Source organism: Streptomyces sedi (genome assembly GCF_006335015.1).
GTDB lineage: Bacteria > Actinomycetota > Actinomycetes > Streptomycetales > Streptomycetaceae > Streptomyces > Streptomyces sedi.
In genome coordinates this window covers 220,362-245,021 of sequence record NZ_VDGT01000009.1, presented here as the reverse complement: position 1 = coordinate 245,021, position 24,660 = coordinate 220,362, and the positions used below count along the sequence as shown (strand labels likewise).

Sequence of the window (24,660 nt, the reverse complement as noted above, 5' to 3'; positions counted from 1 at the left end):
AGTACTCGGGCACCGCCGGGAGGACCGAGAACTGTCAGATCGGAACTTTCCTGGCCTATGCCTCGACCCAGGGGCGGGCCCTGATCGACCGCGAGCTCTACCTCCCGGCCTCCTGGACCGATGACCGGGACCGTTGCCGGGCCGCCGGCATCGACGACGAGATCTGTTTCGCGCCCAAGAACGAGCACTTCAGGCGGATGCTGCAACGCGCCCTCGACGCCGGCGTGCCGTTCGCATGGGTGACCGCGGACGAGGCATACGGGCAGGTCAAGCACACACGTCTCTGGCTGGAGCGGCGCAAGGTCGCCCACGTGATGGCCACGAAGGTCAACGACACGGTGGTCACGACCGGCTGGAGCCAGGCCAGGGTCGACGAGCTGATCGCCGCGCTGCCCCGGCAACGCTGGAAGCGGCTGTCGGGCGGGCCGGGCGCGCACGGTGAACGCGTCTACGACTGGGCGCGTGTCGCGATCCGCCCTTGCTGGGAAGACGGCTTCGGACACTGGGTGCTGGCCCGCCGCAGCGTCAGCGACTCCACCGAGATCGCCTATTACGTCTGCTACGGACCGGCCTCCTCGCGACTGAAAGACCTGGTCAAAGTCGCCGCAGCGAGGTGGGCGGTGGAAGAGTGCTTCCAGACCGCCAAAGGCGAGTGCGGCCTGGACCACTACCAGGTCCGGCTCTACCGGGCCTGGTACCGGCACATCACCCTGTCGATGGCCGCACTCGCCTACCTGACGGCAGTCCGTGCCGCAGAAGCCGCAAAAGGGGCGACGCAGAGGGCGAGCACGACCTCATACCCCTGAGCGTCCCGGAGATCCGCCGGTTGATCGGGCGCATCGCCATCACACCCCGCCACCCCACCAACGACCACCACCTGCGCTGGTCACGCTTCCGCAGACGCAGCCAGTCCCGAGCCCGCCGCTCCCACTACAAACGCCGAGGCCACAACCCCCAGATGCGGTTGCAGTACTAAGCCCTGGCGCGGGACTTCGCCGGTGCCGGGACGGCCCGGTGGGCGGTCGGGCCGGACGCGGGGAGGAGCCGGCTTGACGGAACGCTGCTGCAAAGGGGTGAGCCAGCGAGAGGTCGGCGCGCCCGCCGCGTTGAACAGCGTGCGCCGGCCACTCCCCGGCGCGCACCCGACGCGGACGGAGCGCCCACCCGATGAACATCACCCCGAACATCTCCGGCAAAGCGGGAGACTTCGCCCGGCTTGCGGGCGGTCTGGCGGCCGTCGCCCTGCTGCTCACGGGGTGCTCCGGGGACGGCCCCCCGGCCGAGGAGGGGGAGGCGGCGGCGTCGGAGCCCACCGCGATGGCGACCGCACACGCCGTTCCCAGGAGCGAACCGAGCCCGGCGGCCGGCCCGGAAGGACCGGCCGACCGGGAACGCGAGACCGCCGAGCCGACGCCGGAGGCGCCCGCCGTCCCCGAGCCGGCACCCGAGCCCGGTCCCGGCCCCGCACCTGCCCCGACGGCAGGGGCGGCACCGGAGCCGGCCGTCGAACTCCCGCAGTCCGTCTGCGACTTCCCCGACCCGACGATGAACGCCGTGTGCCGCTCCGCCCTGGGCCGCTGATCTCGCGGGCGGAACGGCGGAACGGCGGGCAGCCTGACGGAGGGGCGCGCCGGAGGGGAGGGCGCTCCGCGCCCGCTCAGCCCCGGTAGGTCTCCAGCAGCCGCAGCCAGACCTCGCTCATCGTCGGGAACGAGGGGACCGCGTGCCACAGCCGGGCGATCGGGACCTCGCCGGCCACCGCGATGGTCGCCGAGTGCAGCAACTCGCCGACGCCCGAGCCGACGAACGTCACCCCGACCAGCACCTCCCGGTCCAGGTCCACCACCGCTCTGGCCCGCCCCCGGTACCCCTCGGCGTGAAGAACGGCGCCGGCGACCGAGCCCAGGTCGTAGTCGACCGCCCTGACCCGGAGCCCCGCCTGCCGGGCCTCCTCCAGTGTCAGGCCGACCGAGGCCGCCTCGGGGTCGGTGAACACCACCTGCGGCACCGCCCGCCGGTCGGCGGTGGCGGCGTGCCGGCCCCAGGGGGAGTCGTCCAGCCGCTGGTCGCTGGCCCTGGCCACGATCGCCTCCGCGGCGATCCGGGCCTGGTACTTGCCCTGGTGGGTGAGCATCGCCCGGTGCGTGACGTCGCCCGCGCCGTAGAGCCAGCCGCCGGGGACTCCCTCCACCCGGAGGGTGTCGTCCGTCGAGAGCCAGTCGCCCGGCGTGAGGCCGACGGTCTCCAGCCCCAGGTTCTCCGTGCCGGGGCGGCGGCCGGTCGCGAAGAGCACCTCCTCGGCGATCACCGCGTTCCCCCCGGAGACCTCCACCACGACGGGTCCCGACTCATCCGGCCGGCGCAGCCCGGAGACGGAGGCGCCGGTGCGGACCTCCACTCCGGCGCGGGCCAGGCCCTCGGCCACCAACTCCCCGACGAACGGCTCCCACCGAGGCAGCAGGCTCTCGCCGCGCGCCAGCAGCGTGACGCCGGCCCCCAGGGCGCGCCAGGCCGCCGCCATCTCGACCCCGACCACGCCACCCCCGACGACGGCCAGCCGGTCGGGCACGTGCCGCGCCGACGTGGCCTCCCTGCTGCTCCACGGCCTGGCCTCGGCCATGCCCGGCAGGTCGGGAAGCGTGGCGCGGGAGCCCGTGCACAGCGCCACCGCGTGCCGCGCGGCCAACCGCAGCTCGCCGCCCTCGGGCGTGGTCACCACCACCGACCTCGGGCCGGCCAGGCGCCCCTGGCCACGGAGCAGTTCGACGTCGACCGAGCGCAGCCACCGCACCTGCGAGTCGTCCTGCCAGCCGCTGGCGAACGCGTCGCGGTGGGCCAGCACCTCCTCCACGTCCAGACCGCCGTGCACCGCCGCTCTGGCCCCGGGCACCGCGCGGGCCGCCGCCAGCGCGGCGGGCGGACGGAGCAGCGCCTTGCTCGGCATGCAGGCCCAGTACGAGCACTCGCCCCCCACCAACTCGCGCTCCACGACGACCGTGCGCAGCCCGGCGGCCCGCGTGCGCTCCGCGAGGTTCTCCCCGGGAGGGCCACCGCCGATCACGATCACGTCGTAGGTGTCGACATCGGCGGCGTCGGGGGAGAACCCCTCGGCGCCGTCTGGGCGGTCCGTCATGGCGGTCAGCTCCTTGTCGTTCGGTGGGGGAGGGTGCCCCTCGGGAAGGGGGGCCTACCCACTCACCGTAGGACGGCACCCACCGGTCGTCGGGCCAACGGGCCGTGGCGTCGCCGGGCTCGTCGCCCCGGCCCCCCGACCGGCTGACCGCGCCCCGGGCCGGGGCGGGGTGAGGGGGCGTCACGAGTCCGCCCCCGGGTCCTGGGCCGCCTGCGCGGAGCGCCGGCGCCGGTAGTGGCGCGCGGCCCGCGCCCGGTCGGCGCAGCCGGGCTTGCACCACTCCTGGCGGCCGTGGCCCTGCACGAAGTACCGCACGCACCGGGGGGCGGTGCAGGCCCGCAGCCGCTCGCGGAACGGGCCGGTCAGGAAGGCGGTCGTGGACCGGGCCAGCGCCGCCACCAGCCTGATCCGCTCGTCGTCCGTGCCGGGCTGCGGGGTGGCGCTCGGCGGCTCCCCCTCGGGCCACTCCAGACGGACCGTTATCGGCTCGCGGGCCACGGCGTCGTTGAGCCGGGCCATCGCCTCCTCCAGGGGCAGCAGCCGGTGGGCGTCGGCGGGGCTGGGCGGGCCGGGGTGGACGGCCCGCGCGAAGAGCGCCCGCACCGCCCGGCGCAGGGCCACCACCTCGGCCAGCAGCTCCTCGTCGCAGCGCGATGCCGAGGTGTCCAGGCGGGGGGTGAACAGCTCGGCCCGCTCGTCGAGCCAACGGGCGAGCGCCTCGGGATCGGACAACTCGTCGGCCACCCCGCCCTGTGCGTCGTGCCGGATGGTGGTGGCGAACTCGACCGCCAGAAAGCGCCGCATCGTCGCCGTCCCTCCTTCGCCTCGCTCGTCGACTCCCGCACGAGCATCCCTCGTTCGGGTGGGGCGCGCCCGTCCAGGCTTCCGGATCGCTGACCGTCGGTGATCCTCGGGAGATTGGTGGTTGCGCTCGGTGACGATCCTAGTCTAGGTTGTTCTCACGGTAAAGCGAGAATTTACCGTGAGGAAGGCGAGAGAGGACACACGTCATGGCTCTTCTGCTGGCACAGCTCAGCGACCTGCATCTGGACGGCGGCGAGCGCGCCACGGAGCGGACCGCCAGGGTCATGGAGTATCTGAGGTCGCTTCCCCGCGCCCCGGACGCGCTGCTGGTCACGGGCGACATCGCGGATCACGGCGCGGAGTCGGAGTACCGGGAGGCCGCCGCCCTGCTCAAAGCGCCCTTCCCCGTGCTCTGTTGCCCGGGGAACCACGACGACCGCGCGGCCTACCTGCGGTTCCTGCTGGACGAGCCGCCCGCCGACGGCCCGGTCAACCGCTCGTACCGCATGGGCGACGCCGTGGTGCTGATGTGTGACGCGACGATTCCCGGCCGGAACGAGGGCCGGCTCGACGACGAGACGTTGGACTGGATCGCCACCACCCTCGGCGGTCTGGGGGAGGAGGTGCCCGCGCTGCTGGCCTTCCACCAGCCGCCGGTCGCGCTGGGGCACGCGCTGCCCGACTCCTCGCGGCTGGAGGCCGGCCAGCGGTTGGTGGAGCTGCTGGCCGACCACCCCCGGGTGGCGGGGCTGCTCACGGGACACGCGCACACCCCGGCCGCCTCGTCCTTCGCGGGGGTCCCGGTGGTGGTCGCCCCCGCCGTCACCTGGACGCTGCGGATGCCGTGGGAGGGGCCCTCGGTCGCCGACCGCGACGCCCCGCCCGGGGTGGCGTTCCATCTCCTGGACGCGGACCACCGGTTGACCACGCACTTCCGGGTGGTGGTGTGACGCCCCGGGCAGCCGCGGGGGGCTTCGCGCTCGCCGTGCTGCCCCTGGTCGCCACCCCGGGCGCGAGTCTGGCGCTGCTCACCCGCCATGTCGCGGAGGCCGGCCGGGGGCGTGCGCTGCCGGTGATCCTCGGCACCGCGAGTGGCGTCTACGTCCATGCGGCGATGGCCATGGCCGGGCTCTCCGCGCTGGTCGTCGGCTCCGAGACGGCCTTCGCGGTCCTGCGGTCGCTCGGCGCCGTCTATCTGATCGTGCTGGCCGGATGGACCTGGCGCCGTACCGGGCCCGGCGAGAGCGGTCCGCGGTCGCGGGGGTCCGTGGCGGCCCGGAGGCCGCGCGGCCGGTTCGCCGCCTCGCCCTGGCTCCAGTCGCTGCTCGGTACCGTGCTCAACCCCAAGGCGGCGGCCGTCTATCTGACCCTCGCGCCCCAGTTCCTGGACCCGGCGCGCCCTCTCGGGGGGCAGCTGCTCCTGCTGGCCACGGTCCATGTGGCCCTGGTCGGTGGCTGGTTGGCTCTCTGGGCGGCTCTGCTCACCCGACCCGGCACGGCGCTGACGCGACCGCGGGCGCGCGTCGCGATCGGGAGAGTCAGCGCACTGGCGCTTCTGGCCCTCGGCATAGGCGCGGTCGCGTCGCTCTGACCCGGCGGGACGACGCGACCGCCCTCGACAACCGCGCGACGGACGCGATCCGGGCCGGGGACTGGCGGGCGTGCCCGAAGCCCGTGCGCTCCCCGCGCTCCGTGCGTTCCCCGCGTTCCGTGCGTTCCGTGCGCGGGGCACCCGGGTGGAGGCGCTTCGGCGACGCCGCCGGGGAAGGCGCAGGTCACGGGCGCGCGTTGGGCGTCCCGGCGGCCGAACACCGGTTGCCTCCGCCGCGACCCCGTGTGACGATACTCGGCGGCTTGCCGAGAGCCGGAGCTTGCTGACGATTCGGACGATTCGAACCGAGGACACACCGTGACCTATGTCGCCGCCGACACCCGCTACCGGGACATGGCCTACCGTCGCTCCGGCCGAAGCGGCCTGAAGCTGCCGGCCGTCTCCCTGGGCCTCTGGCACAACTTCGGCGTGGAGAAGCCGTTCGACGTGCAGACCGCCATCGTCCGTCGCGCGTTCGACCTCGGCGTGACCCACTTCGACCTGGCCAACAACTACGGCCCGCCGCCCGGTTCGGCCGAGGAGAACTTCGGGCGGATCCTCGCCAGGGACCTGCGCCCCTACCGTGACGAGATCATCGTCTCCAGCAAGGCCGGCTACCACATGTGGGACGGCCCGTACGGCGAGTGGGGATCCCGGAAGAACCTGCTCTCCAGCCTCGACCAGAGCCTCGGCCGGCTCGGCCTCGACTACGTGGACATCTTCTACTCCCACCGCCCCGACCCGGAGACCCCTCTTGAGGAGACGATGGGGGCGCTGGACTCGGCGGTGCGTCAGGGCAAGGCCCTCTACGTCGGCGTCTCCAACTACTCGCCCGAGCAGACCCGTGAGGCCGCCCGCATCCTGGGCGAGTTGGGGACCCCGCTGCTGATTCACCAGCCCTCGTACTCGATGTTCAACCGCTGGGTCGAGGACGGTCTGCTCGACGCGCTGGACGAGGTGGGCGCCGGTTCCATCGCGTTCTCCCCGCTGGCGCAGGGGCTGCTGACCGACCGCTACCTCGACGGCATCCCCGAGGGGTCACGGGCGGCCAGCGCCAGCCCGTTCCTCACCCCGGAGGGGTTGACCGGGGACACCCTGGACCGGGTGCGCGGCCTGCACGCCCTCGCGGAGCGACGCGGGCAGACCCTCGCCCAGACGGCCATCGCCTGGGTGCTGCGCCGCGGCCGGGTCACCTCGGCCCTGGTCGGTGCCAGCAGCGTCAAGCAGTTGGAGGACAACGTCGCCGCCATCCACAACCTGGACTTCACCGACGCCGAGCTGGACGAGATCGAGGAGCGGCTGAGCTGACCCGGGCTCTCCGCCCCCCGGGCGGCGCGGCCGGCCTCCCGCGAGGGGCCGGCCGCGCCTCTCCTCCGTCGGGCCTGTCCCCGGGCGACGGGGAGGGGGCGAGGCGAAGAGGTCGGCGGCCGTCAAGACGAGAGGTCGTGAGAACGCGATGCGCATTCTGATTCCCCTGTTCCCCGGGATCACCACCCTGGACGCCGTCGGCCCCTACGAGGTGCTGCGCCAACTGCCGGACGCCGAGGTCCACTTCCCCGCCGCCGAGCCGGGGGTGGTGCTCGATGGCGCCGAGACCCTCGGGCTGCGCGCCGACTCGGCGTTCGGCGACTTCGACGGCACGGATGTGCTGGTCGTCCCCGGCGGTCCCGGCGCCAGGCCGGCGCAGCACGACGCGGCGCTGCTGGAGTGGATCGGCCGGATGCACGCGGCGGCGCGGTGGACCACCTCGGTCTGCACCGGTTCGCTGATCCTGGGCGCCGCCGGTCTGCTGCGCGGTCTGGACGCCACCACGCACTGGTCGACGATCGCCGACCTGGAGGCGCACGGCGCCCGTTACACCGAGGAGCGGGTGGTGGTCAGGGGCAACGTGGTGACGGCCGCCGGTGTCTCCTCCGGCATCGACATGGCGCTCACGCTGGCCGAGCGGCTCGCCGGCCCGGTCCCCGCCCGGGCGGCCCAGCTGGCCATCGAGTACGACCCGCAGCCGCCGTTCGACTCCGGTTCACCGAGCAAGGCGGGGCCTGAGGTTCGCGCGTACGCGGCGGAGCGCCGGCGTCGGCGGGGGTGACGCCCCGGTTCCCCGGTGACGGTCGGGGTTCCGCTCGGTCAAGAGCCGGGAAAGGCGGGTTCGTTCCGCGTCGCCCTGGGCAGGGTCAGGTTTGTCATGCACACCTCTCCCATTTGTCCCCCCACAGGAGGCTGACGTGACCCTGAACAAGGCCACCCGGGTGCTGGTCACCCTGCTGGCGAGCGTGGCACTGCTCTGGACCTCGGGCCAGGCGGTCGCCGACGACCACTCGGCGGCGGCCACGACGGTCACCTACGACGCCAGCGGCGCCGAGGAGTTCGTGGACGCCGTGCACGCCGGCGCCGCGGTCTGGAACGAGACCGTCGTCAACGTCCGGCTGGAGCCCGCCGATCCGGGCCAGTCCGCCAACGTCGAGATCATCGCCGACGACGGCTGGCCCCGCGCGCTGGTCACCAGCCTGGGCAACGGCACCGTCTGGATGGGCCGCCAGGCCGTCGACGAGGGTCACGACACGACCCGGATCGCCGCACACGAGCTGGGCCACATCCTCGGCCTGCCCGACATCAAGCCCGGCCCGTGCAGCAGCCTGATGTCCGGCGCCTCCGCCGGCCCCGACTGCACCAACGCCTACCCGAACGCGGAGGAGACGGCGGACGTCGAGAGCGCCTTCGGCGGCGCGTTCGACGTTCCGGCGCAGCTGGTTCTCTACCGGGACTGAGCGTCCCGGCCGGTCGGCGCCCCCACCCCACGGGGGCGCCGACCGGCGCTCACCGGCGCGCGCCCCACTCCTCGCGCGTCAGCGCGTACTCCACCTCGCCGTGCTCCACGCCCGGGATCGGCTCGTCCCACTCCTCGGTGTAGTAACGCGCCAGCCGCAGCCCCACCCGCTCCAGCACCCGGCGCGAACGCGCGTTGACCACCATCGTGTTGGCCGTCACCCGCGCCACCCCCAGCTCGCCGAAGCCCTTGTCCACCAGGGCCGAGGCCCCCTCCGTCGCGAGTCCGCGCCCCCAGGCCGACACCGCCAGCCGGTAGCCCAGCTCCACCTCCTCCGCGCTGTCCTCCTCCACGGGCGCCAGCTCGAACCAGCCGAGGAACGCCCCCGAACCCCGCTCCTCCGCGGCCCAGAAGCCGCGTTCGTCCCAGCACGCGTAGTGGTGGAGCAGCTCGGGCAGGACACGCGTGCGCAGGGTCTCCTCACTGGTCGGCCGACCCGTGAGATAGCGCATCACCTCGGGATCGCTGTCCAGCGCCAGCAGCGCCTCGGAGTCCCGCTCGGTGAGGGGGCGCAGCCTGAGTCGCTCGGTCTCCAGAAAGGTCCGCATCCGGGCATCCTCACCGGCGCCGGCCGGCGCGCGCCAGTCGTTAACCGCCGCCGGGGCGGGGCGCGTCGCGCGCTGAGCCGAACGGCGCACGGGGTGGAACTCACGCGCGCCCCCTTCGTTGTCCCCGGAGGAGTCGCCCATCGACGTGGAGGAGTCCGACGTGAGTTGCCCCGTAGGCGTGTTGGCGCCCGGCTTTCTGGACCGTTCGACGCTCGTCGCGTTCGCCCGGCGAGCGGAACAGCTCGGTTTTGACTCGCTCTGGATCGTCGAGGACTGCTTTCTGAACGGGGGCATCGCTCAGGCGGCCACCGTGCTCGCCACCACCGAACGCATCACCGTGGGCGTCGGCCTGCTGCCCGCCGGCGCGCGCAACCCCGCGTTCGCCGCCATGGAGGTGGCGACCCTGGCCGGCTTCCACCCCGACCGGCTGGTGGTCTCCGTCGGCCACGGAATGCCGGACTGGATGCGCCAGGTCGGCGCCTGGCCGGCGAGCCCGCTGACCCTGCTCGGCGAGTATCTGTCGGCGCTGCGGGCCCTGTTGGCGGGGGAGCGGGTCACCGTCTCGGGGCGCCATGTGCGGCTGGACGGCGTGCGGTTGGCCGCTCCGCCCGCGCGCCCCCCGCTCGTTCTCGCCGGGGTGCGCGGCCCCAGGTCGCTGGCGCTCTCCGGGCGGGAGGCCGACGGCACCCTGCTCGCCGAGCCGGTGAGCGTCGAGTATCTGGCGGCGGCCAGTGAGCGGATCGCCGCCGCGGGCGACCATCCGCTGATCGCCTACACGGCCGCCGCCGTCGACGACGACCCCGCCGTCGCCCGCGACCACGCCAGGGACGGGCTGAAGCTGGTCGGCCAACCGGACTGGGCGCCGCACCTCGCCCCGCTGCCGTTCGCCGACGGGCTCGCCGCGCTGCGCCGGCGGTGCGGTTCCCCCGAGGAGTTCGCCCGCGCCCTGCCGGACGACTGGGTCGACCACCTGTCCGTCTCCGGCACGCCCGAGCACGGCAGGGAACGGGTGCGGGTCCTGCACGAGGCGGGCGCCGACCGGCTGGTGATGATCCCGGCGGGGCCGGACCCGCTGGCCGCGGTGGAGTCGCTGGGGCGGCTGAACTGAGTCCGCGGCCAAGAGGCGAGGCCCCGTCGGGACGCCGGGGGGCCGCTCCCGGGGGCGGGCGCCCGCCCTTCGGGCCGGGGCGAACGTTGCCCGACACGGCACCGGCGTCATGGAATGGGCGGTGAACCGCCCCGCTCCGCCCCACCCGACCGACGCCGCCCCAAGGACGTTCCATGCTGGTCACCCGTTCCGTCGCCCTCTTCGTCGTCGCCGCGCTCTTCGAGATCGGCGGCGCCTGGCTCGTCTGGCAGGGGGTGCGCGAGCACAGGGGCTGGGCCTGGGTCGGCGCGGGGGTGATCGCACTGGGGCTCTACGGGGTGGTCGCCACCTTTCAGTCGGACGACAACTTCGGTCGCATCCTGGCGGCTTACGGCGGCATCTTCGTCGCCGGTTCGATCGCGTGGGGAATGGTCGCCGACGGTTACCGACCGGATCGATACGACCTGATCGGCGCGGCCGTCTGCCTCGTCGGCATGGCCGTCATCATGTACGCGCCCCGCGGCGGCCAGTGAGCGATCGGTGGCGATCGCCCGGCAGCCGGCAGCCGGCAGCCAGCAGCCAACGTTAACGGTCAACGGCAGTCAGTGGTGATCACCGGCCGTCGGGCGGACGTCCGGGGCCGCGGGCGTCAGCGCGTCCCGATCCGCCGTCGCCGCGCGCCCCGTTGGCGTGACCCCACCGTGCCGGGGACCACTTTCGGTGGGAAGTCGACCATGGTGGTCCGCCCGGCACCCGGGGTTTGATGTGCTGGGGTGCCGTGTGGCCGCCGGGACGACGGCCCGCCCACCGTTCGGCGTCGAACCGAAGGAGTACCGATGGAGCCGTGGCAACCCACCCCACCGCACCGGTTGGTCACCCTCAGGGCACTGGTGAACAGGCTGTTCCCGGCCGACGACCACCCGGCGGGCTGGGAGGCCGGGCTCGACACCTTCCTCCCCCGCATCCTCGCCGGGGACGCGGCGGCCCTGGCGCCGCTGGTCGAGACCGGCCTCGGCCTGCTGGACCACGAGACCTGCGCGCGCCACGCGGGCGGCCCCAGCTGCGGCGTCTCCTTCCACGACCTCGCCGAGGGCGAACAGGACGTGCTGATCGAGGAGTTGCTGGCCGGCGACGCCAGGGCCGAGTGGGGCGTCACCGACCCCGAGGAGTTCCTGCGCACCGTGGTCAGGCTCGGCGCCCAGGGGTTCTGGGGCGACCCGGGCAACGGCGGCAACCGCGACGGCGTGAGCTGGCGGCTGGTCGGCTACCGCGAACGCCCGGACGGCGCCCCGTGGCCCGCGCCCGAACCCGACCCGCCCGCCGTCACCGACTGGGAGGCGGTGGCGGGCCACTACGACGCCGTGGTCGTCGGCTCGGGCGCGGGCGGCGGGGTCGCCGCCTGCGTGCTCGCCGAGGCCGGCCACCGCGTGCTGCTGGTCGAACGCGGCACCTGGCTCACCCCGGCCGGGCTCCGCGCCGACCACCTGCGCGGCCAGCGCCGCGTCGCCGTCCACGGCGACTACGACCCGACGGCGGGCCCACCGGCCGAGGGCAACCCGAGGGTGGCGGCCGGCCAGGAAGGCGAGGAGATCGTCCACCCCGCCGACCACCGTTGGAGCAACAACGCGATGACCCTCGGCGGCGGCACCCGCGTCTACGGGGCGCAGGCGTGGCGGTTCTGCCCCGAGGACTTCCGGATGGCCAGCGTCTACGGCGTCCCGGAGGGCAGCAGCCTCGCCGACTGGCCGTTGACGTACGAGGAGTTGGCGCCCCACTACGAGCGGGCCGAGTGGGAGATCGGGGTCAGCGGCGACCCGCGCGGCAACGCCTTCGCCGGCCCGCGTGCCCGGCCCTACCCCATGCCGCCCGTGCGCGCCAACGCGGTCGCCGCGCCGCTCGCCAGGGGCGCGGAGGAGCTGGGGCTCAGCACCTCGCCGGTGCCGCTGCTGATCAACTCCACCGCCTACAACGGGCGCGGCGGCTGCGTGGGGTGCGCGGCCTGCGTCGGTTTCGGCTGCCCCGGCGACTTCAAGAACGACACCAGGAACACCGTGATCCCGCGCGCCCTTGCCACCGGCCGCTGCGACGTGGTCACCGGCGTCCGCGCCGAGCACCTGGTCACCGACTCCGGCGGCCGGGTGGTCGCGGTGGCCCTCGCGACCTCACGCGAGGGGGGCGTGGAACGGCGCCAGGTGCGGGCGCGCGCGTTTCTGCTGGGCGCCGGCGCGATCGAGACCGCGCGCCTGCTGCTGAACAGTCCGTCCGCACGCGAGCCGGGGGGTTTGGGCAACAACCACGACCAGGTCGGCCGCCATCTCCAGGGCCACGGCTACGCCGGGGCGCACGCCCTCTTCGACGAGGTGGTCCAGGACTGCGTGGGGCCCGGCCCGAGTATCGCCTGCAACGACTTCCGCCACCACAACCCCGGGGTGGTCGGCGGCGGGATGCTCGCCAACGACTTCGTGCCCACGCCGCTGCAGGCGTACCAGACGCTGCTCTCGCTGGGGCAGATCCCCAGCTGGGGCACGGCCGCGATCCGCGGACTGCGGGAGCTCTACCCCCGGCTGGCGATGGTGACCGGGCCGGTGCACGAGGTCCCGAGCCCGGAGTCCAGGGTGACGCTGGCGCCGCACGTGAAGGACGCGTTCGGGACGCCGGTGGCCCGGCTCAGCGGCCGGCCGCACCCCTCCGACCTGGGCGGGAAGCGCCTGCTCGCGGAGCGGGCGGAGAGCTGGCTGCGGGCCAGCGGCGCCCGGGCGGTCTTCCCGTTCGGCACCGTGCGCGCGACCACGCCGAGCGCCGGCCAACACCAGGCGGGCACCTGCCGGATGGGAGACGACCCGGCCACCTCGGTCACCGACCCGTGGGGAAGGGTCTGGGGGCACGCCAACGTGCGGGTGGTCGATGCCTCGCTCCATGTGACCAACGGCGGCGTCAACCCGGTGCTGACCATCCTCGCGCTCGCCTACCGCGTCGCGGGCCGGGCCGCCGAGGAGCTGGCCTGAGCCACCGCACGCACCCACCCACCCCCACCAGGAGCGCGGGGAACTGCGCGAGCAACCCACCAACGGGCTCACGCCGACAACCCACCCGGCCACGAAGCTCCGTAGTCGACCAGCCCCCGCCACCCAGCATGCGCGCAGTTCCCCGCGCCCCCAAGCAGGCCGCCACCTACCGCACGCGAACCCGCACCTCACCGCGAACGCCCACCCACCCGAGGGGCGCGGGGAACTGCGCGAGCAACCACACGCCGGGGCGCGCACGACAACCCGGCCCGGCCGGTCAGGGCCGTAGTCGGCTCCCCCAGGGGCCCCTGTGGCATCGATTTCCTCGGGTCATAGTGTGGTCGGGTCATTGCGCTCGCGGGGGCGGGGTGCTGACGCCTGTCCTCGTGCGGGCGGAGCCGTCGCACCACGGGGGAACCACCCATGTCACACACAGTCATGCGCACGCGGCGTCGGATCGGCGCCGCGCTCGCAGCCGCCGTCACCCTGGCGGCGCTGGCCGGATGCTCGATGGAGACCGTCTCGCCGTCCGAGGCCCGCGCCGACGCCTCCGACGACGCGCCGGCGCCGGCGGGGCCGGACTGCGAGGAGGTGAAGTGCATCGCGCTCACCTTCGACTCGGCGCCCAGCGAACACACCCCGGAGCTGCTGGAGATCCTCCGCGAGGAGGAGGTGCCGGTGACCTTCTTCCTGCTGGGCAAGAACCACATCGACACCTACCCCGAGCTGGTCACGCGGATGGTGGACGAGGGCCACGAGCTCGCCAACCACACCTGGACCCACCCGCGCCTGACCGAGATCGACCGGGACGAGGTGCGCGAGGAACTGGAGCGCACCCAGGAGGCGATAGCCGAACTGACCGGCGTCACGCCCACGCTGATGCGCCCGCCGCAGGGCCGCACCGACGACACCGTCGGCGAGGTGAGCGAGGAGCTGGGCCTCGCGCAGATCCTCTGGAGCGTCACGGCCAAGGACTACGAGACCACCGACTCCGACCTGATAGAGAGCCGGGTCATGGAGGACGCGGACCGGGACGGAATCATCCTGCTGCACGACCTGTACGACGGAACGGTGCCGGCCGTCCCGGGCATCATCGAGAAGCTGAAGGCGGAGGACTACACCTTCGTCACGGTCTCGCAGCTGCTCGCGCCGGGCCAGGCCGAGCCGGGGCGGGTCTACCGTTGACGCCGGGCTGTCCCCGCGAGACTCGACGGAAACGGCCTGGACCGAACAGACCGTCCGCTACGCACTGCTCACGGAGGCCCGCATGACCACGACCGACGGCGCCCCGGTCGCCCGCTCGGGGACCTACTCGCTCGGCGGCGACCTGCCCGTGCACCGGCTCGGCTACGGGACGATGCAGCTCACCGGCCCCGGCGTCTGGGGTGATCCGGCCGATCCCGAGGAGGCGGTGCGGGTGCTGCGGCGCGCGGTCGAGCTGGGCGTCACGCTGATCGACACGGCCGACGCCTACGGCCCCTTCACGGCCGACCTGCTGCTGCGCCGGGCCCTGCACCCCTACCCGGAGAACCTGGTGATCGCCACCAAGGCGGGCTTCACCCGCACCGGGCCCGACGCCTGGGTGCCCGTGGGGCGTCCCGAGTACCTGCGGCAGCAGGTCGAACTCAGCCTGCGACACCTGGGTGTCGAGCGGATCGACCTGCTCCAGCTGCACCGCATCGACCCGAAGGTGCCGCTCGCCGACCAGCTCGGCACGCTCGCCGCGCTCCAGTCCGAGGGCAAGATCCGGCACATCGGGCTCAGCGAGGTGGGCGTCGCCGAGATCGAGGAGGCGTCGCGGCACGCCACGGTGGTCTCCGTGCAGAACCGCTACAACCTCGCCGACCGCGCCGCCGAGGACGTGCTGGAGTACGCGGAGGCCAACGGGCTCGGCTTCATCCCGTGGTTCCCCCTGGCCACCGGCGCGTTGGCCCAGGGCGACGGGCCGCTGGCCAGGGTGGCGGCCGAGCGGAACGCCTCGCCGTCCCAGCTGGCGCTCGCCTGGCTGCTGCGGCGCTCGCCCGTGGTGCTGCCCATCCCCGGCACCTCCCGCGTCTCCCACCTGGAGGACAACGCGGCGGCTGCCGAGGTGGAGCTGACCGACGCGCAGTTCGAGGCGTTGTCCGCCGCCGTCTGAGCGGCCTGAACGGTGTGAACGGCCCGAGCCCTTGGGCGCCCGGGGGCCCGGGCCGCGTGGGCTGTCCGGGCGGCCCGTGCCCCCGGGCGGCGTGCGCCGTCCCTGCCGTTCCCTCCGGCGGGGCCGGCGGGGGCGTCCGGTCAGCGGTCGAGCGCGGCCAGGGCGTCGACGGCCAGCCGGGACGCCTCGGCTATCGCCTCCGGCGGCTGGCCCTCCGGCGCCCAGCTCCGGCGGACCACGGTGACCACCACGTTCCCCGCGCGGTGGCTCAGCTCCAGCGCGCCCGGGGTGTCCTCGCGCCGCCAGTCGGTGCCCGCGACATCCTGGGCACCCTGGTGGTACGGCAGCCAACCGAACCAGTCACGGGCCGCCTCCACCGGCGTGGCCTCGGCGGAGCCTCGCCAGGCGAAGACCCGATAGGCCAGCGCGAACTCCGCGTGCGCGTGCGCCAGCCGGCACTCCTCGGCCCGGAAGGACTCGGCCCCGGTGGCCGACGGCTGCCCCTCGTCCGGCACGCGGGCGAGGCCCAGGTCGGCCAGGCTCTCCTCGGCCACCACGCACGGATCGGGGGCGTGCGCCAACGCCGCGCCCCCCGGCCACCACGGCGCCTCCCACGGATGGTCCCGGCGCAGCGCCCAACTCGACGCCACCGCCACCGCCAGCCCGAGTGCCGCCCAGCGCAGCGCGAACCGCCGCCGCGTCCAGTCGCCGGCCGGCGGCGCGCTCAACGCGGGCTGCTCCGACCTGGACTCGGGTATCGCCGCCCGCAGCCCGGCGACCGTCCCCCCGAACGCCCGCGGGCCGTGCGTCAGATGGCCGCGCGGCGCCGGCAGCCGCAGCCGCTCGCCGTCCCGCAGCAGCGCCTCGGAGCCGGCGGCGTCCACGGTGATCAGCCGTATGTGGTGCCAGGGGACCGCCCGCTCCTCAGCCAGCGGACGGCCCACGTGCAGCGCCGAGGTGGAGACGGTCAGCCGCGCCCGGTCGTGCCACACCAGCCGCCACAGCGCGAGGGCGGCCAGCACCAGCGCGAGCAGCCGCAGCGAACGAAGCCCCTCCCGGTGGGCGAGGAACGTGCCGACGAGGAGCGCGAGCAGCAGCAGCGCGTACCCGGGCACCGCGCCGCGCGCGGCGCCGATCCGCCGCCGTCCTCCGGTCTCGTCACCCCGTGGCGTCAACGCCACCACCCCCCGTGGTCGTGCGGTCTCCGACAGTGTGGCACGGGGGTCTGACAACGGGGTCGAGGTGCGGTCACCGCTCCGTATCGGACGTGCGACAGCACCGGCCACGCGGTCACCGCCAGCCACACGGTCACCACCAGCCGCCCGACAGCCCCGCGCCCGGCGGGAGTTCAGCGGGTGGGCACCGTCGCGACGAACGCGGGGGAGGCCACCGGGTGGCGCACGCGCTCCGCCGGTACGCCGGTGACCGGGTCCAGGTCGAGGCCGATCACCACGTCCCCGTGCTGGGAGGCCGCGTACATGCGCGCGCCCCTCGGCCCCCCGCCCGCCAGCGAGAAGTGCCGCGGCCAGGGCGCGCCCAGCGGGTACTCGGCGGTCACCCTCGGGGCCGTCCCGTCGTCGAGGGCGAAGACGGTGACGGTGTCGGGCCCCCGGTTGGAGACCCAGCCGAGCCGGCCGTCGTCCGAGAGCTGGAGCTGCGCGCAGTGGTTGCGCGCGGGCCCCGAGGCGGCCGGCACGCCGGCGCCTGGCGTGAAGACTCCGGGCGCCGACTCGGTCAGCTGAAGAAGCTCGCTGGTCAACTCGGTCAGCACATAGGCCCGTTCGCCGCCCGCCCGCACCAGCTGCCGGGGGCCGCAGCCGGCCGGCAGCCGGGAGGCGGTGCGGTCGACCAGCCGGCCCTCGGGGGTCAGCCGGTAGGACCAGAGGGTGTCGGTGCCCAGGTCGACCACGGTGGCCAGGGTGCCGGCCGCGTCCAGCGTCACCATGTGGGCGTGCGGCGCCTCCTGCCGTTCCCGGTCCGGCCCCGAGCCCTCCAACTCGGCCAGCTCCGTGCGTCGCGCGGGCGTCCCGCGCTCGTCGAGGTCGAGCACGGCGACGCTGCCGCTGCCGTAGTGCGCGACCAGCAGCCGCCGCCCGTCGGGCGTGACCGAGAGGTGGCAGGGGGCGGCGCCGCCGCTGTCCAGTGTGTCCAGCACCCTCGGGGCGCCCTCGGCGTCCAGCGTGAACGCGGTGACGCGCCCCATGTCCAGCTCGTTGACCGCGTAGCCGACCGGCAGCGAGGGGTGCCAGGCGATCCACGAGCAGCCGGACACCTCCGCCTCGCCGACGGTGGTCAGCGCCCCGTCCTGGCCCTCTCGCAGCACGGTGAGCCCGGGGCCCGAGCCGCCGCTGTCCCCGGTGTAGGACCCCACACAGACCAGCCGGTCGCCCATCTCGCTCCGTCCGTCGCGCCGTTCGTGCCCTCACACGGTAGAGCCAGGCGGTCCGTTTGGGGCCACCGGTGCGGGAGGTTCGGAACGGGCGAGGCATTTTCCGCATGGAAGAAGTTTCTCCGGCTCTATTTCTCATGAGTGGAACCCGTGAGAGATTGGGCCGCATGGCAGCACAACAGCGTGGACTCAGGGGCGGGCCGGTGCTCGTCGTCGGGGGCGGACCGGTCGGGATGGTGGCCGCCGCGTGGCTGGCGCGGCTCGACATCCCGGTGGTCCTGATCGAGGCCGAGGAGGTGCCGAAGACCGACTGGCGGGCCTCCACCTTTCATGCGGCGACGCTCGAACTCCTCGACGAGCTGGGCGTCGCCGAGCAGATGCACGCCGAGGGTCTGCGCGTGCCGATCTACCACTTCAGGGACCGGACCGAGGGGCTGGTGGCCGCGTTCGACTTCGGGCTGCTCGCCGACGAGACCCCGTTCCCCTACCGGCTCCAGCTCAACCAGCAACACCTGGTGCGGATGCTGCACGAGCGGCTGCGCGCCACCCCGAACGTGGAGTTGCGCTTCGGCTGCCGGGTGACCGGGGTGGACCGGACGCCGGACGGTGCCGGCGTCGAACTGCGGGCGGCCGACGGGTCGACGGAGCGGCTGACCGGCTCCTACGTGATCGGCGCCGACGGCGCGGGCAGCACGGTGCGCAACGCGCTGGGCGTGGAGTTCACCGGCTTCACCTATCCGGAACGTTTCCTCATCGCCAGCACCTCGGTCGACCTCTCCCGCGCCCTGCCCGGGATCGCCGAGGTCAACTACGTGGCCGACCCCAGGGAGTGGCTGTTCCTGCTGCGCACCCCCGAGTCCTGGCGCGCGGTCTGGCCGGTGCCGCCGGAGCAGGACGAGAGCGAGGCGCTCGCCGAGGAGACGCTGCGCCGGCAGTTCCAGGGCGTGGCGCCCTGGCCGGACGGTTACCCGATCATCGACCGGCAGCTCTACCGGGTCCACCAGCGGGTCGCCGGGACGTTCCGGGTGGGAAACGTGGCGCTGATCGGGGACGCGGCGCACATCAACAGCCCGATGGGAGGCGTCGGCCTCAACAGCGGCATCCACGACGCGGTCGACCTGGCGCGCCGCCTCGGCCGCGTCGCGGAGGGCGGCGCGGACCCGGAGGCGGAGCTGGACGCGTTCGACGAGCGGCGGCGGGCCGTCGCCGTCGAGTACGTGCAGGCCGACACCCAGCGGAACACCGAACGGTTGCGTGAGACCGACGAGACGCGCCGCCGCGCCGCCCACGACGAGATGCGCGCCCTCGCGTCCGACCCGGACCGCGCGCGGGCGTACATGCGCCGGGCGTCGCTGCTGGAGAGCGTGCGCCGCTTCGGGATCGGCCTCCCGCCGGGGCGCACCCCGGAGCCCGCCACCGGCGCGCCCCACTGACCGCGCGCCCCGCACCCGCGAAACGCGCCGCCCCGCACCCGCGAAACGCGCCACCCGCGACGCCCCGCGCCCGACGCACGGACGCCGCCGCCCCGACGCACCCGACACCCCAGCCCGACGACCGACACCCGACCAGGAGGCCCCATGTCCACCGCCGAGGAGAACCGCGAGGCCGAGGCCGAGGCAGCGGCCAGGGCAGAGGCGAGCGACCCCGAACTGGAAGCGCTCTACCGGGACATCGAGGCCGCCGAGCTGCGCCCCCTGTGGACCATCACCGAGCAGTTGCTCACCCCGACGCCCCGCCCCAGGGCCGTGCCCTGGCTCTGGCGCGGCTCGGTGCTGCGCCCCCTCGCCGAGCGCGCCATCCGGCTGGTCCCCGTCGAACGCGGCGGCGAACGCCGGGTGCTCTCCCTGACCAACCCCGGTCTCGCCGGCCGGCCCTACGCCGCCGGCACCCTGTGGGGCGCCCTCCAGTGTCTGGGCCCCCGCGAGACCGCGCCGGCCCACCGGCACACCCCGGGCGCCATCCGCTTCGTCACCGAGGGCGAGGGCGTCTGGACCACCGTCAACGGCGACGCCTGCGACATGCGCCCGGGCGACCTGGTGCTCACCCCCGGCGGCGCCTGGCACGACCACGCCAACGGCGGCGACGGGCACATGTACTGGTTCGACGGGCTCGACCTGCCGATGATCGAGGCGTTGGACGCGATCTTCTTCGAGCCGCACCCCGAGCTGCGCCAGCCGGTGGAGGGCGCGCACAACGCCTCCGAGCGCCGGTTCGCCGCCGAGGGCGGCGCGTCCGCCGCCACCATGGTCCCGGGGGCGGTGCGCGGGGCGCTGGACCCGGAGCCGTCCGGGCTGCTGGTCTACCGCTGGGAGGAGACCGACCGGCGGCTGACCGAGCTGGCGAACGAGGGTGAGGAGCCCCTGGTCAGCGTGGAGTTCACCAACCCGCGCTCGGGCGCCAGCGTGCTGCCCACCCTCTCCTGCGGGATGCACCGGGTGCGGCCGGGCGGCGCCTCCGCGCCGGTGCGGCGCAGCGGCAACCGGGTCTACGTGGTCTTCCGCGGCGCGGGGCACAGCGTGATCGCGGGCCGCCGCTTCGACTGGACGGCGGGCGACATGTTCGTGGTCCCGTCCTGGGCGGCCGAGGAGCACCACGCGACGGGCGCCGGCGCCGACCTGTTCTCGCTCGGCGACGACCCGGTGCTCCGCGCGCTCGGCGTCTTCCGCGAGGAGACCCTGCCGGAGCCGCAGGAGATCACCGACGTCTTCGGCTGAGCCGGGGCGTGCACCGGGCCGCGAGGCCCACAACGCGAACCGCGAACCACCGGGCGCGCCGAACGGCCGCCGGGAGAGGGAAAGGCAGACGAGATGAAGCTGGCGCTCTTCGACGACCACCGCCTGGGCGTCGTGGACGAGACGGGGGAGACCCCCCTGGTGGTCGACGTCACCGACGCGTTGGGGTGGGAGCACGATCCGGACCCGGTGACGGCGGGCTGGTGGCGGCGGCTCTGCCGCGACTTCGCCGAGGCGCGCGGCCGGCTGGCCGAGGCGGCGGCGCGCGGCACCGGCCGGCCGCTGGCCGAGGTGCGACTGCGCGCGCCGGCGCTCAACCCGAGCAAGATCGTGGCCTGCGCCTGCAACTACGCGGACCACGTCGCCGAGATGCACGAGGTCCAGGAACGCACCCTGGGCGGCGTCGAGTCCTGGATGATGAACTTCGACGTCTTCCTCAAGTCCCCCTCCTCGCTGTCGGGGCCGGCCGAGGACATCGTGCTGCCCACCGAGATCGTCGAGGCGGGGCAGGAGATCCACCACGAGTCCGAGCTGGTCATCGTCGTCGGCACCGGCGGCGCCGACATCCCGCGCGAGCGCGCGCTGGAGCACGTGCTGGGGTACACGCTCGGCCTGGACATCACGGTCCGCTCGGCGGCCGACCGTTCGCGCCGCAAGAGCTACGACACCTTCAGCCCGCTCGGCCCGTTCCTCACCACCGCCGACGAGGTCGGCGACGCCGGCGGCCTCGGCATCCGGCTCGACGTCAACGGCGGGGAACGCCAACACGTCAACACCGCCGACCTGTTGACGCCGGTGCCCGCCATCGTCTCCTACGCCTCGCACATGATGACGCTGCTCCCGGGCGACCTCATCTTCACCGGGGCGCCCCCCGGCGTCGGCGCCATCGTCCCGGGGGACCGGGTGCGCGCCTCGATCGACGGGGTGGGCACGTTGGACCTCGCCGTCCGGCGGGGCTGACGCGGGGGGTTCCCGCGCCGGATCGCCCTACCCCGGGAACCCCCTCAACAGAAAAGAACTGAGCTAGAATTCTTTTATGTCGAATGAAGCGTCCGGGTCCAGCTCGGTGGACAACGCCCTCCGCCTGCTCGAACTCATCGGCGAACGGCAGGCGTTGCGCGTCTCGGACGCGGCCGGCGAGCTGGGTGTGGCGCCCTCCACCGCGCATCGGCTGCTCAACGCGCTGCGCAAACGCGGCTTCGTGATCCAGGAGAAGCCCAACACCGCCTACCGGCCGGGCCCGGTGCTCAACGAGATCGGGCTCGCCGCCATCGGCCGCGTCGACATCCGGCAGGTCGCGCGACCGGTGCTGGAGGAGGTCCGCGACCGCACCGAGGAGACCGTCAGCCTCTCGCTGCTGGAGGGGCGCAACGTCCGCTTCATCGACTGCCTGGAGAGCCCCCGCGCGGTCCGCGTCGGCAACCGCACCGGCGTCGTGCTGCCCGCCCACTGCACCGCCGCCGGCAAGGCCATACTGGCCGCCATGCCGGAGCCCGAGCTGTCGCGCCGCTACGACAGCGCCGAGCTGGACACCCGCACCGCCGCCTCCGTCGCCGACTGGACCAGCCTGGCCGCCGAGTTGCACGAGATCAGGCGCCGCGGCTACGCCGTCAACATCGAGGAGGGCGAACGCGGCATCTCCGCCGTCGCCGCCGTGCTGCGCGACCGCGCGGCCACCCCGCTGGCCTCGCTCGCGGTCGTCGTGCCCGCGCATCGGCTGGCCTCCAGGGCGGAGGCCGGCGGCCTGGCCGACCATCTGCTGACCGCGCGGGACCGCCTCCAGGAGACCCTGCGCGGCAGGTTCACCGCCTGAGGCCCCTGAGGCCGGGGCCCGGCCCCCGGCTCAGGCCACCGCGTAGAGCGCGCAGGCGAAGCCGAAACCGGTCACGCCGATCAGCGTCTGCATCACCGTCCAGGTCTTCAACGTGGTGCGCACGTCCATGTTCATGAAGCGGCCCACCAGCCAGAACCCGGAGTCGTTGACATGGCTGGCGAGGATCGAGCCGCCCGCCAGCGCCAGCACCAGCGCGGTCAGCGCCAACGACGAGAAGTTCCCGCCCTCGACAGCGGGTTGGGTCAGCCCGGCCGCCGTGGTCAGCGCCACCGTCGCCGAACCCTGCGCTATGCGCAGCGCGGAGGCGATCAGGAACGCCGCGACCACCACCGGCAGCCCCATGTCGGCCAGGCTCCCCGCGAGCGCGTCCCCGATGCCGCTGGCCCGGAGCACCGCGCCGAACATCCCGCCCGCGCCGGTGATCAGGATGATCGAACAGACCGGGCCCAGCGCCGAGTCGGTGAGCTCCTCGATGACCTCCCGGCCGCGCCCGCGCCGGGTGCCCAGCACGTAGGCGGCCACCAGCACCGCGACCAGCAGCGCCACCGGGGTCGAACCCAGCGCCCGCACCGGCTCGTACCAGCTCTCCTCACCGGTGAGCCAACCGGCGCTCCTGGCCGCGTCCAGACCGGTGTTGGCGAAGATCATCAGCAGCGGGAGTAGCAGCAGCGCGATCACCGTGCCGGGCCGCGGCGGCTCCTCCTGCTCCTCCGCCCGCGGACCGCCGGTCAGCAGCTCGGGAATGGGGAGCACCACCCGCCGGCCGACCCACAGCCCGAAGAGATAGCTCGTCAGATACCAGGTCGGCACCGCGACCAGCAGCCCGAAGAACGTCACAAGACCCAGGTCGGCGCCGAGCAGCTCGGTCGCCGCCACGGGCCCCGGGTGCGGCGGCAGATAGGCGTGCATCACCGAGAACGCGCCGGCCGCCGGCAGCCCGTACCGCAGCATCCCGCCGCCCAGCCGCCGCGCGACGGCGAAGATGATCGGCAGCATCACGACAAGACCGGCGTCGAAGAAGATCGGGAAGCCGAAGATCAGCGAGGCGACGCCGAGCGCCAGCGGCGCCCGCTCCTCACCGAACCGGCGGATCATCCCGTCGGTCAGCGCCTGCGCCCCGCCGCTGACCTCGATCAACCGGCCCAGGATCGCGCCGAGTCCGACCAGCAGCGCCACGTTGGCCAGCGTGTCCCCGAAACCGCCGGTGAGCGTCGGCATCACCTGCTCCGACGGGATTCCCGTCGCGAACGCGGTGCCCAGGCTGACCGTGATCAGCGCCAGGAACGCGTGCAGCCGCACCACGATGATCAACGCGAGCAGGACGGCGACCGCCACCCCCGCGATGGTCAGCAGAGGTCCGGTGGAAAGGGTTTGCACCCATTCGTCGTCCGGGGACATGCGCGTCAGCTCCGTCGCTGGTCGGGGGCCAGTTGACCCGCCCGAGTGCAGGCGTCGGGGGACGTTACCAGCACCCACACCCGCCCCGGAAGACTTCTGGCGTACTGCCGTCTCCCCCTCGTTGTCGGTGGCCGGCCGTAGTCTCGCGGGGACGCAGAACGAGGGGGAGAGGCGGGACTTGACCGGTTAGGGAGGTCGCCCGGCGGCCCGGCTCAGGGCACGAGGACGCGTCGGCCGCGCGAGTGCCCGGCCTGGCTGTCGCGCTGCGCGGCGGCGGCCTCGGCCAGCGGGTAGGACCTCTCGACCGGGATGCGCAGCCTGCCGCGCGTGATCAGGCCGACGGCCTCGGCCAGAGCGTCCGTCACGCTGCCGGCCACGCCGGAGAAGCGGACTCCGTGGTCGGGCGCGCTCAGGTCGGCGATGGAGACGACCCGGTCCGGGTGGCCGGTCAGCTCGACCAGTTCGGGGACCACCCCCGAGCCCGCCACGTCGAGCGCCGCGTGCACGGGCCCCAGCCGCCGCACCCGTTCCACCCACCCCGCGCCGTAGGTCGTGGGCACGGCGCCGAGGTCGCGCAGATAGTCCTGGTTGGCGGCGCCCGCGGTGCCGATCACCGCGACGCCGCGCGCCCGCGCGATCTGGAGCACCGCCGAGCCGACGCCGCCCGAGGCGCCGCTGACCAGCAGCGTCTGCCCCGGCCGCACCCCGACCTCCCGGATGATCCGCAGCGCGGTCTCCACCACCGACGGATAGCCGGCGGCCTCCTCGAAGGAGAGGCCCTCGGGCATCGGCGCCCACGCCGAGAGCACGGCACGCTCGGCGTAGGTGCTCTCGCCCTCCCCGAACACCCGGTCGCCGACCGCGACCCCCTCGACGCCTGGGCCGACCTCGTCGACGACCCCGGCGGCGTCCAGCCCCACGCCGGAGGGCAGTCGGACCGGATGGGCCCCGAGGACCTGGCCCTCGCGGATTCTCCAGTCGGCGGGGTTGACCCCCGCCGCCTTCACGACGACACGTATCCGGCCGGGGCCCGCGTGGGGCTCCTCGGCGTCGATCAACCGCAGCACCTCGGGGCCGCCGAACTCGGCGAAGCTCACTTTCCTCATGCGCCGACCGTAGCGCTAACGGTTAGCTTTTCAAAACGGGTCCGATTTCGTTGTTGATAGCGTGGACCC

General features: G+C 74.1%; 23 protein-coding genes. 16 read left to right on the top strand and 7 right to left on the bottom strand.

Annotated elements, in window-relative coordinates; all coding sequences use genetic code 11:
• Nucleotides 1-806, top strand: an 806-nt coding sequence (locus FH715_RS14525; RefSeq protein WP_139645213.1) for an IS701 family transposase, incomplete at its 5' end; no start/stop codon positions are given.
• A 361-nt stretch (nucleotides 807-1,167) separates the two neighbouring features.
• Nucleotides 1,168-1,581, top strand: coding sequence for a hypothetical protein (locus tag FH715_RS14520; protein WP_139645212.1), 414 nt, complete (start codon nucleotides 1,168-1,170; stop codon nucleotides 1,579-1,581).
• A 76-nt stretch (nucleotides 1,582-1,657) separates the two neighbouring features.
• Here the strand turns inward: FH715_RS14520 and FH715_RS14515 are convergent, their stop codons facing one another.
• Both FH715_RS14515 and FH715_RS14510 read right to left on the bottom strand, forming a co-directional pair.
• A complete protein-coding gene (locus FH715_RS14515; protein ID WP_170184732.1) occupies nucleotides 1,658-3,133 on the bottom strand; it encodes a dihydrolipoyl dehydrogenase family protein in 1,476 nt (491 codons plus the stop codon).
• 180 nt (nucleotides 3,134-3,313) lie between these two features.
• The gene (locus tag FH715_RS14510; RefSeq protein WP_139645210.1) at nucleotides 3,314-3,937 is read right to left on the bottom strand and encodes a CGNR zinc finger domain-containing protein; all 624 of its coding nucleotides are present in this window, start codon (nucleotides 3,935-3,937) and stop codon (nucleotides 3,314-3,316) included.
• Nucleotides 3,938-4,143: 206 nt separating this feature from the next.
• On the opposite strand from FH715_RS14510, the gene FH715_RS14505 reads away from it, so the two are divergent.
• From FH715_RS14505 to FH715_RS14485, 5 genes are all read left to right on the top strand, one after another.
• A complete protein-coding gene (locus FH715_RS14505; RefSeq protein WP_139645208.1) occupies nucleotides 4,144-4,887 on the top strand; it encodes a metallophosphoesterase in 744 nt (247 codons plus the stop codon).
• Nucleotides 4,884-5,528, top strand: coding sequence for a LysE family translocator (locus tag FH715_RS14500; protein WP_139645207.1), 645 nt, complete (start codon nucleotides 4,884-4,886; stop codon nucleotides 5,526-5,528). The genes FH715_RS14505 and FH715_RS14500 overlap by 4 nt, the downstream gene beginning before the upstream one ends.
• Nucleotides 5,529-5,846: 318 nt before the next feature.
• Nucleotides 5,847-6,836 carry an L-glyceraldehyde 3-phosphate reductase gene (mgrA, locus tag FH715_RS14495; protein WP_139645205.1) on the top strand — a complete coding sequence of 330 codons (990 nt, stop codon included), beginning with the start codon at nucleotides 5,847-5,849 and terminating at the stop codon, nucleotides 6,834-6,836.
• Nucleotides 6,837-6,984: 148 nt separating this feature from the next.
• On the top strand, nucleotides 6,985-7,617 hold the full coding sequence (locus FH715_RS14490; protein WP_139645204.1) for a DJ-1/PfpI family protein: 633 nt from the start codon (nucleotides 6,985-6,987) through the stop codon (nucleotides 7,615-7,617).
• Nucleotides 7,618-7,753: 136 nt separating this feature from the next.
• A complete protein-coding gene (locus tag FH715_RS14485) occupies nucleotides 7,754-8,296 on the top strand; it encodes a snapalysin family zinc-dependent metalloprotease (protein WP_139645202.1) in 543 nt (180 codons plus the stop codon).
• Nucleotides 8,297-8,345: 49 nt separating this feature from the next.
• Here the strand turns inward: FH715_RS14485 and FH715_RS14480 are convergent, their stop codons facing one another.
• A complete protein-coding gene (locus FH715_RS14480) occupies nucleotides 8,346-8,903 on the bottom strand; it encodes a GNAT family N-acetyltransferase (RefSeq protein ID WP_139645200.1) in 558 nt (185 codons plus the stop codon).
• Nucleotides 8,904-9,063: 160 nt separating this feature from the next.
• Between FH715_RS14480 and FH715_RS14475 the strand changes: the two genes are divergently transcribed.
• From FH715_RS14475 to FH715_RS14455, 5 genes are all read left to right on the top strand, one after another.
• Nucleotides 9,064-10,011: an LLM class flavin-dependent oxidoreductase gene (locus FH715_RS14475; RefSeq protein WP_139645198.1), complete on the top strand. Its 948-nt coding sequence runs from the start codon at nucleotides 9,064-9,066 to the stop codon at nucleotides 10,009-10,011.
• Nucleotides 10,012-10,184: 173 nt separating this feature from the next.
• Nucleotides 10,185-10,523: a YnfA family protein gene (locus tag FH715_RS14470; RefSeq protein ID WP_097230215.1), complete on the top strand. Its 339-nt coding sequence runs from the start codon at nucleotides 10,185-10,187 to the stop codon at nucleotides 10,521-10,523.
• A gap of 303 nt (nucleotides 10,524-10,826) precedes the next feature.
• On the top strand, nucleotides 10,827-12,995 hold the full coding sequence (locus FH715_RS14465; RefSeq protein WP_139645196.1) for a GMC family oxidoreductase: 2,169 nt from the start codon (nucleotides 10,827-10,829) through the stop codon (nucleotides 12,993-12,995).
• A 423-nt stretch (nucleotides 12,996-13,418) separates the two neighbouring features.
• Nucleotides 13,419-14,180, top strand: a complete 762-nt coding sequence (locus FH715_RS14460) for a polysaccharide deacetylase family protein (RefSeq protein ID WP_139645194.1) — start codon at nucleotides 13,419-13,421, stop codon at nucleotides 14,178-14,180.
• Nucleotides 14,181-14,262: 82 nt separating this feature from the next.
• Nucleotides 14,263-15,132, top strand: a complete 870-nt coding sequence (locus tag FH715_RS14455; protein WP_139645192.1) for an aldo/keto reductase — start codon at nucleotides 14,263-14,265, stop codon at nucleotides 15,130-15,132.
• A 140-nt stretch (nucleotides 15,133-15,272) separates the two neighbouring features.
• Here FH715_RS14455 and FH715_RS14450 read toward each other — a convergent pair whose 3' ends face one another.
• Nucleotides 15,273-16,307, bottom strand: a complete 1,035-nt coding sequence (locus FH715_RS14450; protein ID WP_139645190.1) for a hypothetical protein — start codon at nucleotides 16,305-16,307, stop codon at nucleotides 15,273-15,275.
• Between the two features lie 173 nt (nucleotides 16,308-16,480).
• Entirely contained in the window at nucleotides 16,481-17,524 is a 1,044-nt protein-coding gene (locus tag FH715_RS14445; protein WP_139645188.1) for a lactonase family protein, read from the bottom strand.
• A 164-nt stretch (nucleotides 17,525-17,688) separates the two neighbouring features.
• On the opposite strand from FH715_RS14445, the gene FH715_RS14440 reads away from it, so the two are divergent.
• The 4 genes from FH715_RS14440 to FH715_RS14425 all read left to right on the top strand — a co-directional run bounded on the left by FH715_RS14440 (nucleotide 17,689) and on the right by FH715_RS14425 (nucleotide 22,066).
• Nucleotides 17,689-18,954 (top strand): FAD-dependent oxidoreductase, encoded by a 1,266-nt coding sequence (locus tag FH715_RS14440; protein WP_170184731.1) that lies wholly within the window; start codon nucleotides 17,689-17,691, stop codon nucleotides 18,952-18,954.
• Between the two features lie 144 nt (nucleotides 18,955-19,098).
• A complete protein-coding gene (locus tag FH715_RS14435) occupies nucleotides 19,099-20,235 on the top strand; it encodes a cupin domain-containing protein (protein ID WP_139645184.1) in 1,137 nt (378 codons plus the stop codon).
• Between the two features lie 93 nt (nucleotides 20,236-20,328).
• Nucleotides 20,329-21,213 (top strand): fumarylacetoacetate hydrolase family protein, encoded by an 885-nt coding sequence (locus FH715_RS14430; protein ID WP_139645183.1) that lies wholly within the window; start codon nucleotides 20,329-20,331, stop codon nucleotides 21,211-21,213.
• Nucleotides 21,214-21,289: 76 nt separating this feature from the next.
• On the top strand, nucleotides 21,290-22,066 hold the full coding sequence (locus FH715_RS14425) for an IclR family transcriptional regulator (protein ID WP_139645180.1): 777 nt from the start codon (nucleotides 21,290-21,292) through the stop codon (nucleotides 22,064-22,066).
• 30 nt (nucleotides 22,067-22,096) lie between these two features.
• Here the strand turns inward: FH715_RS14425 and FH715_RS14420 are convergent, their stop codons facing one another.
• A complete protein-coding gene (locus FH715_RS14420) occupies nucleotides 22,097-23,485 on the bottom strand; it encodes a GntP family permease (protein ID WP_139645178.1) in 1,389 nt (462 codons plus the stop codon).
• Nucleotides 23,486-23,697: 212 nt separating this feature from the next.
• Nucleotides 23,698-24,591, bottom strand: a complete 894-nt coding sequence (locus FH715_RS14415; protein WP_139645177.1) for an NADP-dependent oxidoreductase — start codon at nucleotides 24,589-24,591, stop codon at nucleotides 23,698-23,700.
• Nucleotides 24,592-24,660 lie beyond the last annotated feature (69 nt).

Bases quoted from the DNA above. Each gene is read 5' to 3' on its own strand.
- FH715_RS14520 (WP_139645212.1), top strand. From the start codon at position 1,168: ATGAACATCACCCCGAACATCTCCGGCAAAGCGGGAGACTTCGCCCGG.
- FH715_RS14515 (WP_170184732.1), bottom strand. From the start codon at position 3,133: ATGACGGACCGCCCAGACGGCGCCGAGGGGTTCTCCCCCGACGCCGCC.
- FH715_RS14510 (WP_139645210.1), bottom strand. From the start codon at position 3,937: ATGCGGCGCTTTCTGGCGGTCGAGTTCGCCACCACCATCCGGCACGAC.
- FH715_RS14505 (WP_139645208.1), top strand. From the start codon at position 4,144: ATGGCTCTTCTGCTGGCACAGCTCAGCGACCTGCATCTGGACGGCGGC.
- FH715_RS14490 (WP_139645204.1), top strand. From the start codon at position 6,985: ATGCGCATTCTGATTCCCCTGTTCCCCGGGATCACCACCCTGGACGCC.
- FH715_RS14480 (WP_139645200.1), bottom strand. From the start codon at position 8,903: ATGCGGACCTTTCTGGAGACCGAGCGACTCAGGCTGCGCCCCCTCACC.
- FH715_RS14470 (WP_097230215.1), top strand. From the start codon at position 10,185: ATGCTGGTCACCCGTTCCGTCGCCCTCTTCGTCGTCGCCGCGCTCTTC.
- FH715_RS14465 (WP_139645196.1), top strand. From the start codon at position 10,827: ATGGAGCCGTGGCAACCCACCCCACCGCACCGGTTGGTCACCCTCAGG.
- FH715_RS14460 (WP_139645194.1), top strand. From the start codon at position 13,419: ATGTCACACACAGTCATGCGCACGCGGCGTCGGATCGGCGCCGCGCTC.
- FH715_RS14455 (WP_139645192.1), top strand. From the start codon at position 14,263: ATGACCACGACCGACGGCGCCCCGGTCGCCCGCTCGGGGACCTACTCG.
- FH715_RS14445 (WP_139645188.1), bottom strand. From the start codon at position 17,524: ATGGGCGACCGGCTGGTCTGTGTGGGGTCCTACACCGGGGACAGCGGC.
- FH715_RS14440 (WP_170184731.1), top strand. From the start codon at position 17,689: ATGGCAGCACAACAGCGTGGACTCAGGGGCGGGCCGGTGCTCGTCGTC.
- FH715_RS14435 (WP_139645184.1), top strand. From the start codon at position 19,099: ATGTCCACCGCCGAGGAGAACCGCGAGGCCGAGGCCGAGGCAGCGGCC.
- FH715_RS14430 (WP_139645183.1), top strand. From the start codon at position 20,329: ATGAAGCTGGCGCTCTTCGACGACCACCGCCTGGGCGTCGTGGACGAG.
- FH715_RS14425 (WP_139645180.1), top strand. From the start codon at position 21,290: ATGTCGAATGAAGCGTCCGGGTCCAGCTCGGTGGACAACGCCCTCCGC.
- FH715_RS14420 (WP_139645178.1), bottom strand. From the start codon at position 23,485: ATGTCCCCGGACGACGAATGGGTGCAAACCCTTTCCACCGGACCTCTG.
- FH715_RS14415 (WP_139645177.1), bottom strand. From the start codon at position 24,591: ATGAGGAAAGTGAGCTTCGCCGAGTTCGGCGGCCCCGAGGTGCTGCGG.